This is a genomic window from Kitasatospora sp. NPDC057015 (genome assembly GCF_042673745.1).
Taxonomy (GTDB): domain Bacteria; phylum Actinomycetota; class Actinomycetes; order Streptomycetales; family Streptomycetaceae; genus Kitasatospora.
In genome coordinates, this window is sequence record NZ_JBHUSG010000018.1 from 52,322 (window position 1) to 60,455 (window position 8,134).

An 8,134-nucleotide genomic window follows, 5' to 3' on the forward strand; every position below is an offset into this window, starting at 1 on the left:
ACTGGGATTGAACCAGTGACCCCTACCGTGTCAAGGTAGTGCTCTCCCGCTGAGCTAATCGCGCCTGGTGAGGCGGTACTACGGCGAACCCCGAGAGGTCCGAGTGCGCGATACTGGGATTGAACCAGTGACCCCTACCGTGTCAAGGTAGTGCTCTCCCGCTGAGCTAATCGCGCCTGGTGAGGCGGTACTACGGCGAACCCCGAGGGGATCGAGTGCGCGATACTGGGATTGAACCAGTGACCCCTACCGTGTCAAGGTAGTGCTCTCCCGCTGAGCTAATCGCGCGGGGAGGGCTCCTGGCGTACCAGGGGCACCTCTTGGAGGTGGAGACGGGATTTGAACCCGTGTAGACGGCTTTGCAGGCCGTTGCCTCGCCTCTCGGCCACTCCACCAGGCAACACTCGAAGGGCGATCTTACACTGTCCTTCGTCGAGCGGACGACGAGATTCGAACTCGCGACCCTCACCTTGGCAAGGTGATGCTCTACCAACTGAGCCACGTCCGCCTGTCTCCCGGGGGCTTCACCGCTTTTCTTCGGCTGCGCTCCCTGGCGACGTGTTGAACTCTAGCGGATTCCCGGGCCAGCTAAAAATCCGTTCCCGCAGCGTGCCGCGGGGATGGCCCCCGGGTGGTGATCCGTCAGCCCGCGCGGACCCTCCCGCCCGGTGCCCCGGGCCGGGCCGCGCCCCCGGCGCCCGCCGCCCGCACACCGGGCGCGCCCGCGGTCCCCGCGCCCCCGGACCTACACTTCAGGCACCGCAGACCAGCCCTTCCGCCGCGCCCACCGTCCGCGCGGCACAGACCGAATCCGCGCAGGAGCACCGTGTCCGGCCCAGCCCTTCCCCCCAGCCCGCTCGCCCGCTTCGGCGGCCGCCTCGCCACCGGGCTGCGTGACGTCACCTCGGATCCGGCCGCCCTCGACTCCGCCGGCTTCTGGGCCGTCGCGTACGACTTCGAGGGCCGCCTCACCTGCGCCCGGTTCGACCGGGTCCGCCCCGCGCCCGCGCCGCCGCGCACCGGGGGCTGGCACGGGCCGCACCCCGACAGCTGGCACAGCTCCCTGGACCGGGACGCCTACACGGCCGGCGTGCAGCGCATCCGCGAGCACATAGCCGCCGGCGAGGTCTACCAGGCCAACCTCTGCCGGGTGCTCTCCGCGCCGCTCCCCGACCCCGCCCGCAGCGACGTCGACGCCCTCACCGGGCTCCTCGCCCACGGCAACCCCGCCCCGTACGCCGGCACCGTGCGGCTGCCCGGCCACGGCGTGGAGATCGCCACCGCCTCCCCGGAGCTCTTCCTGCGCCGCGACGGCCGGGTCGTCTCCTCCGGGCCGATCAAGGGCACCGGCCGGACCGAGCACGACCTGCTGGAGAAGGACCACGCCGAGAACGTGATGATCGTCGACCTGGTCCGCAACGACCTCGGACGCGTCTGCGCGACCGGCTCGGTCACCGTCCCCGACCTCTGCGCGGTGGAGAAGCACCCCGGGCTGGTCCATCTGGTCTCGACCGTCCGGGGCACCCTGCGCGAGGGCGCGGGCTGGCCGGAGCTCTTCGGTGCGACCTTCCCGCCCGGCTCGGTCACCGGCGCCCCCAAGTCCAGTGCCCTGCGGATCATCGAGGCGCTGGAGCGGGCGCCGCGCGGCCCCTACTGCGGCGCCGTCGGCTGGGTCGACGCCGATCGCGGGGAGGGCGAACTCGCGGTCGGCATCCGGACGTTCTGGATCGACCGGACCGACGCCGCGGCGCCCGTCCTGCGCTTCGGCACCGGCGCCGGCATCACCTGGGAGTCCGACCCCGCGCGCGAGTGGGACGAGACCGAACTCAAGGCGGCCCGGCTGGTCGCGATAGCGTCTGGCCCGGGCACCGATTAGCCCGTGCACCGACTGGCCCGGGCAACGTCCGGCCCGGGGCACCGATCGGCCCCGCCCGCAGTCCCACCAGCAGCACCGACCCCGCAGCGCCCTGCGGCACCCACCCTCACCCCACCCGAGGAGCAGCCTCCGATGATCTGGGTCAACGGCTCACTGGTCGCCACCGACGCCGCCACCGTCTCCGTCCTCGACCACGGACTCACCACCGGTGACGGCGTCTTCGAGACCGTCAAGGCCGAGGACGGCCGGCTCTTCGCGCTCACCCGCCACCTGGAGCGCCTGACCCGCTCCGCCCGCGGCCTCGGCCTGCCCGACCCCGACCACGACCTGGTCCGCGAGGCCTGCGAGCAGGTGCTGCGCGCCAACCCGATGCCGCTCGGGCGCCTGCGCCTCACGTACACCGGCGGCCCCGCGCCGCTCGGCTCCGAGCGCGGCGACCAGGGCACCAGCCTGGTGGCGGCGCTCGGCACCGCCGCCCGCCGGGCCGACACCACCGCCGTGGTCACCGTCCCGTGGCGGCGCAACGAGCACAGTGCCGTGGCCGGCCTCAAGACCACCTCGTACGCCGAGAACGTCGTCGCCCTCGCCGCCGCGCACCGGGAGGGGGCCACCGAGGCGCTCTTCGCCAACACCGCCGGACAGCTCTGCGAGGGCACCGGGTCCAACGTCTTCGTCGTCCTCCGCGGCCGTCTGCTCACCCCGGCGCTCCGGTCCGGCTGCCTGGCCGGCATCACCCGGCAGCTGGTGGTGGACTGGTGCGAGGCCGAGGAGGTCGACCTGCCGATGTCCGCCCTGGAGGAGGCCGAGGAGGTCTTCCTGACCTCCACCCTGCGCGACGTCCAGGCGGTCACCCGGATCGACGGCCGCGAGCTGCCCGGCCCGGGCCCGGTCACCGCCAAGGCCATGATCCGGTTCACCGAGCGCAGCGCCGACGACCTCGACCCCTGAGCTCGACGGAGCAGGGTCGGCGGCACGCGGGCGGGAACGGCGGACGGCCCCCGTCCGCGTCCGCCGTCCGCCGGTCCGCTCCGGGCGGACGTTCCCGTCCGGTCCGCCGTTCCCGCCGCGTCCGGCGGGGTAGAACCGCCGGAGGGCGGGGAAGGGACTTCGGCATGACGACCACGCTGCGTCCGGTGAGCCCGGAGACCCCGGCCGCGGGCGGCGGCCGGACCCGCCGCTGGCAGATCTGCGCCAACGGACGGCCGGTCGGTGCCCTGCGCACCACGGCGACCCCGCGCGGGGACCAGTGCTGGGGGGACATCTCCGAGCTGGAGGTCTGGGAGGGGCGCCGGCGCGGGCGCGCCACCGTCGGCGTCCTCGCGGCCGAGGAGGTGCTGCGCGGCTGGGGCTGCACCCGGGTCGACGCGGACGTCCCCGAGGCGGCCACGGGCGCCCTCCGGCTGGCCGAGGCACTCGGGTACACCGAGCGGATGCGCAACATGACCAAGCGGCTCACGGCCGCTCCGGGGCTGCCGCCGGGCGTCGTCGCGCGCCCGGTCGACGCAGCCCGCTACCCGGCCTGGCTGGACGAGGCCAAGGCCGGCTACGTCCACGACCTGTGCGGCTCGGGGCTCTCCGAGGAGCAGGCCCGCGCCAAGTCCGACGCCGACCACCGGCACCTGCTGCCGCAGGGCCACGCGACCCCCGGCGTGGCCCTGCGCGAGCTGTACGGGACGGACGGCGCGGTGCTCGGGACCCTCTGGGTCGCGCTGCACCAGCGGGACCTCCCCGACGGCCGGCCGCTGGCCTGGGTGATGACGGTCGAGGTGGCCCCGGAGCAGCGGGGCCGGGGCCACGGCCGCACCCTGATGCTGCTCGCCGAGCGCGAGTGCCTGGACACCGGGGCGCACGACCTGGGCCTGAACGTGTTCACCGGCAACGGGGTGGCGATCGGGCTCTACACCTCGCTCGGCTACCGGGTCACCAACCGGGTCCTCGGCAAGCCACTGCTGTGACGGCGGGTCAGGCGCCCCGGTGCTGCTCGACGAGGGCGGTGATCCGGGCGCGCAGGCCGTCCTGGCTCTGCCCGCCGTCGAGCCGCTGCCCGGCGATCACGTAGGTCGGCGTGCCGCTGACCCCGATCGCCTTGCCCTCGGCCTGGTCGGCGTCCACGATCAGGGTGTGCCGGCCGTCGATCAGGGCGAGCTCGACCTCCTCGGCGTCCAGCCCGGTCTCCCGCGCGACCTCGACGAGCAGCGCCTCACCACCGGTGCCCAGCTCGTCCACCCTGGCCAGCAGCGCCTCCACGTAGGGCCAGCCGAGGCCCTGGGCGAACGCCTCCTCGGCGGCCTGCGCGGCGGCGTACGCGTGCTTGTGCTTCTCCAGCGGGAAGTGCCGCAGCTCGACCGTCAGCGCGTCGCCGTACTCGGCGCGCAGGGCGCGGACGTCGTCCAGGGCGGTGCGGCAGTCCGGACACTGGAGTTCGCACCAGAACTCGAGGCGGGGGAGGGAACCATCGATCATGCCCCCAGTGTTCCACTAGTGGGCGTCCCGCCAGGGAGCGGTGCGCCCGGGCGACGCGAACGGGAGGCCTGATGTCCAGGACCGACGAGCGCGTACCGGGGCCGTCGTGCTGACGGCGGCGGTGGCCTACGGACTGTCGGCGGCCGGATTGGTCGTCGCCGGGCTGGCCGTCCACCGGCGGCGCTACCTCTCGGCCACCCGGTGGTTCGCCGTGGCGCTGCTGCCGGCCGGCCTGTACCTGACCGGGCTCTACCCGGTCGCGCGGACGATCGGCCAGGAGATCGCGGACTGGGCGACCGCCCTGGTCTTCGATCCCCGGGTGTGGACCGGGATCGTGCTGCTCGTGGTCTCCGCCGTCCTGCTGCTGGGCTGCCACCGGGTCGCCCGTCGCCGTCTCGGCGAGGAGCGGGGTGCCGCCCGCCCGGCGGCGCCCGGAGCCGGGCCGGAGCGCCCTGCGGTCACCGGCGCCCGGCCTCCGGCGAGCCGCGGTCCGAAGGCGACCGGGGGCGCGGACGACGGCCTGGGCGACTTCGCCGACGTCGAGGAGATCCTCCGCAAGCGCGGCATCTGAGCGGGTGCGGCGGCGCGGGGGCCCGGGTGGGGCCGGCTCAGGCGCTCGGCACCGTCTCGGCGGAGCGCTGGCGGGCCCGGTAGGCGGCGACGTGCAGACGGTTGCCGCAGGTCCGGCTGTCGCAGTAGCGGCGCGAGCGGTTGCGGGAGAGGTCGACGAAGACCCGCGCGCAGTCCGGCGCCTCGCAGTTGCGCAGTCGCTCCCGCTCGCCCGCCATCACGATGAACGCGAGGGCCATCCCGAGCTCGGCCGCGAGGTGGTCGCCGAGGGCGGCGTGCGGGGCGAAGTAGTGGATGTGCCAGCCGTGGTGGTCGTGATTGGTCAGCCGGGGCGTGGTGCCGGCGGCGGCGACGACGCCGTTCACCAGCTCGGCGGCCTCGTCGGTGGTCCCGGCCGAGAACACGTCCCGCAGCCGGCCGCGCAGCCGCTGGACGACGCGCAGGTCGGCAGGGGTGAGCGAGTCGATCTCGCTGATCTCCTGTCGCACCACGAAGGCGTCGAGCGCGGCCACGTCCGGCAGCAGCTCGCTGCCGCAGGCCTCCGGCGAGGTGTTGAGGAGCTCGACCAGAATGCTCAGTGCGCACTCGGTGTCATGGGTGATCAGCACGTGGGGGGCTCCTCGCGCGGCGGGGGCCCTCGGACACCCGCGTCGACAGTCACCCCAGACCTTACCGGGCTCCGGCCCCCGCCGCGGATGGCCCGGTCGCGGCGGGATCGGTGCCGGGGCCGGGCCGCAGAGCGGCCGGCCACCCGTGACGGGTGGCCGGCGCCGGTGCCGGGCGCTTCCGGAACCCCGGTCCGCCCCCGTGGGAGCGGACCGGGGACCGGCCCCGAGGCCGCGTGGTGCGCGGCGAGACGTGCGACCGTGCCCCCGAGTAGGACGGCCGCGGTACGGCAGGGGTCACCACCTCGCGCGGAGGCGGGGCGGAGCCCTGCGGCGGGGTCAGCTTTCGGCGAGGATGTGCGACAGCTCCCGGTCGAGGTCGAAGTGACGGTGTTCGGTGCCGGGTGGCACGGCGGCGTCCGTTCGCTTGAGAAACGACTCAAGCGCGCGGGCCGGGGCCTCCAGCAGGGCTTCTCCTTCCGGAGAGCTCAGCGCGATGCAGACCACTCCCTGCCCGTGACTGCGCGAGGGCCACACCCGGACGTCGCCGGTACCGGTGGGTCGGTGCAGCCCCTCCGCAAGGAGATCTCGGGCGAACACCCACTCCACGGTCTCGTCGGCACCGGTGTGGAAGGTGGCGTGCACGGCATAGGGGTCGGCGGTGTCGTAGCGCAGGCCCGCGGGGACGGGCAGCGAGGACTCGCTGGACACGATGAGGCGCAGGTGCAGCTCGCAGCTGACCGTGGTGTTCATAAGCGCCATGGCCTTTCGCTCAGTGTGCGCTCGGGGAATCGCACGTCGGCGAACGGACCATCCCACCTCCACGACCGATGTAAACCCCTCTGTCCCGATTCGAGGGCGAGTCGTACCCCTTCCGGCGCATTGCGGAATCGCTCCGGAGCGGAGGGCGACCGATTACCGGGCCCGGTTCTCGGCTACTTTCCTGGCATGACTGTACGAAGCGACAACGCGGGAACGGGTGAGGCCGTGCAGGACGTGACGGGGGCGGGCGGGGGCGTGCCGGAAGCGCAGGACGGGGGCCGGCCGCTGGGGTCCAGGGCGCCGCTGTTCATCAGGCGGTCGCGGCCGCTGCACCTGAGCTGGCAGGTGGTGGTCTTCCTGGCCGGTCTGGCGGTGGTGGTGCTCGGTGTGGTCATGCTGCCGCTGCCCGGGCCGGGCTGGGTGGTGATCTTCCTGGGGATGGGCATCTGGGCGACCGAGTTCGTCTGGGCCCAGCTGGCCCTTCGCTGGACCAGGCACAAGGTGGCCGAGGCCGCGCAGAAGGCGATGGACCCCAGGGTCCGGCGCCGCAACCTCACGCTGACCGCGATCGGCCTGGCGGTGATCGCCGGGCTGGGCGGCTGGTACCTGTGGAAGTACGGGTTCACCATGCCCTGGAAGGTGGGCTGATCCGCGCCGCCCGGCCGGCCCCGGCGACGGGGTGCGGCGAGGGTGCGGCGACCGGGCCGGCGAGGGTGCGGCGACGGGGACGGCGAGGGGTGTTCGGAGCAGCCTTCGGGATGCGGTAATGTTTTCCCTGCACCCGGGCGATTAGCTCAGCGGGAGAGCACTTCGTTCACACCGAAGGGGTCACTGGTTCGATCCCAGTATCGCCCACCCGGACAGCACGGTTGGTTCCCAACCGGCAGCGCACAGGCCCCGATCGGAATACCGGTCGGGGCCTGTCGCATGTCACGCCGCGGCCTCGCAGCGGTGCTCGGGGGAGAGCCGGCGCCCGCAGGAGCACCGCGCCGGGCGCAACGGCCAGGAGAGGTCGACCCGCTCCGGAGTGCCCGAGCGGTCGAACCAGTTCTGCAGCCCGCGGGCCTGCGCCGCGTGCCAGACCCGCTGCCGCAGGTGCAGTTCGGCCGGGCTGAGCGCGCCGAGCGCCCCCGGGTAGCGGCCGGCCAGCGTGCGGACCAGGCCCATCGCCGCCGTCGCGTCGGCCGAGGCGTCGTGCGCGCCGGCCAGCTCGACGCCGTAGTGCGCGCACAGGTCGGTCAGTGTGCGGCGGCCCTTGCGATAGCGGTCGACGTGCTTGTCGAGCACCCGCGGATCCAGTATCACCAGCTCGGCCGGGCCCAGGCAGTCGGCCAGCGTGAGGCCCCGGTGGCGGCGCAACTCGCGGTCCAGCAGCGTCAGGTCGTACGGCGCGTTCATCACCACCACCGGCGTGCCGGCCCGCGCCTGCTCGCCGAGCGCGCGGGCGATCTCGGCCACCACGGTGCGCGGCGGCCGGCCGTCGGCGCGGACCCGTTCGTCGGTGATGCCGTGCACGGCGCGGGCGCCGTCCGGGATCGGCACCCCGGGGTCGGCCAGCCAGTTCGTGGCCTGCGGCGCGGCGCCGGGCGCGAGTTGGACGACCAGGGCGGCGGAGACGATGCGATCGGTCTCGACGTCCACGCCGGTGGTCTCGGTGTCGAAGGAGGCGAGCGGGCCCGTGAACCACTGCTGCTGCATGACTGCCCCTCAGGTACTGCCCTCAGGAACTGCGGGCTCTCAACCGGAGCCGGACGGACCGGGCGGGGGGGGCGGCGCGGCCCGGCCGGGGCCCCCCCCGGGGCCCGGCGGGGGGGGTGGTTACCCCGCGGTTGCGGGGGGGGAGCCGGTTGGCGCCGGG

General features: G+C 74.2%; 9 protein-coding genes and 5 tRNA genes. 6 read left to right on the forward strand and 8 right to left on the reverse strand.

Annotation, left to right across the window (positions count from 1 at the left end; genetic code table 11):
• Positions 1-104 precede the first annotated feature (104 nt).
• The 4 genes from ACFTWP_RS18895 to ACFTWP_RS18910 form a co-directional block, all read right to left on the reverse strand.
• Positions 105-176 (reverse strand) — tRNA-Val (locus ACFTWP_RS18895).
• 40 nt (positions 177-216) lie between these two features.
• A tRNA-Val gene (locus ACFTWP_RS18900) sits at positions 217-288 on the reverse strand.
• A 33-nt stretch (positions 289-321) separates the two neighbouring features.
• Positions 322-395, reverse strand: a tRNA-Cys gene (locus ACFTWP_RS18905).
• Positions 396-435: 40 nt separating this feature from the next.
• Positions 436-508 (reverse strand) — tRNA-Gly (locus tag ACFTWP_RS18910).
• A gap of 318 nt (positions 509-826) precedes the next feature.
• Between ACFTWP_RS18910 and ACFTWP_RS18915 the strand changes: the two genes are divergently transcribed.
• The 3 genes from ACFTWP_RS18915 (at position 827) to ACFTWP_RS18925 (ending at position 3,831) form a co-directional block, all read left to right on the forward strand.
• On the forward strand, positions 827-1,876 hold the full coding sequence (locus ACFTWP_RS18915; RefSeq protein WP_380265737.1) for a chorismate-binding protein: 1,050 nt from the start codon (positions 827-829) through the stop codon (positions 1,874-1,876).
• Positions 1,877-2,008: 132 nt separating this feature from the next.
• A complete protein-coding gene (locus ACFTWP_RS18920; RefSeq protein WP_380265738.1) occupies positions 2,009-2,824 on the forward strand; it encodes an aminotransferase class IV in 816 nt (271 codons plus the stop codon).
• 164 nt (positions 2,825-2,988) lie between these two features.
• Positions 2,989-3,831 carry a GNAT family N-acetyltransferase gene (locus tag ACFTWP_RS18925; RefSeq protein ID WP_380265739.1) on the forward strand — a complete coding sequence of 281 codons (843 nt, stop codon included), beginning with the start codon at positions 2,989-2,991 and terminating at the stop codon, positions 3,829-3,831.
• Positions 3,832-3,838: 7 nt separating this feature from the next.
• Here the strand turns inward: ACFTWP_RS18925 and ACFTWP_RS18930 are convergent, their stop codons facing one another.
• On the reverse strand, positions 3,839-4,339 hold the full coding sequence (locus ACFTWP_RS18930) for a DsbA family protein (RefSeq protein ID WP_380265740.1): 501 nt from the start codon (positions 4,337-4,339) through the stop codon (positions 3,839-3,841).
• Between the two features lie 106 nt (positions 4,340-4,445).
• Here ACFTWP_RS18930 and ACFTWP_RS18935 point away from each other — a divergent pair, with 106 nt between their 5' ends.
• Complete coding sequence (locus ACFTWP_RS18935; protein WP_380265741.1) at positions 4,446-4,910, forward strand: hypothetical protein; 465 nt, start codon at positions 4,446-4,448, stop codon at positions 4,908-4,910.
• A 37-nt stretch (positions 4,911-4,947) separates the two neighbouring features.
• Here ACFTWP_RS18935 and ACFTWP_RS18940 read toward each other — a convergent pair whose 3' ends face one another.
• The gene (locus ACFTWP_RS18940) at positions 4,948-5,517 is read right to left on the reverse strand and encodes a CGNR zinc finger domain-containing protein (RefSeq protein ID WP_380265742.1); all 570 of its coding nucleotides are present in this window, start codon (positions 5,515-5,517) and stop codon (positions 4,948-4,950) included.
• 336 nt (positions 5,518-5,853) lie between these two features.
• Positions 5,854-6,267: an SsgA family sporulation/cell division regulator gene (locus tag ACFTWP_RS18945; protein WP_030056266.1), complete on the reverse strand. Its 414-nt coding sequence runs from the start codon at positions 6,265-6,267 to the stop codon at positions 5,854-5,856.
• 195 nt (positions 6,268-6,462) lie between these two features.
• Between ACFTWP_RS18945 and ACFTWP_RS18950 the strand changes: the two genes are divergently transcribed.
• Both ACFTWP_RS18950 and ACFTWP_RS18955 read left to right on the forward strand, forming a co-directional pair.
• A complete protein-coding gene (locus ACFTWP_RS18950; RefSeq protein ID WP_380265743.1) occupies positions 6,463-6,924 on the forward strand; it encodes a TIGR02611 family protein in 462 nt (153 codons plus the stop codon).
• A 135-nt stretch (positions 6,925-7,059) separates the two neighbouring features.
• Positions 7,060-7,131: transfer RNA gene (locus ACFTWP_RS18955), tRNA-Val, on the forward strand.
• Positions 7,132-7,206: 75 nt separating this feature from the next.
• On the opposite strand, the gene ACFTWP_RS18960 is transcribed toward ACFTWP_RS18955, so the two are convergent.
• A complete protein-coding gene (locus ACFTWP_RS18960; RefSeq protein ID WP_380265744.1) occupies positions 7,207-7,974 on the reverse strand; it encodes a 3'-5' exonuclease in 768 nt (255 codons plus the stop codon).
• Between the last annotated feature and the right edge of the window lie 160 nt (positions 7,975-8,134).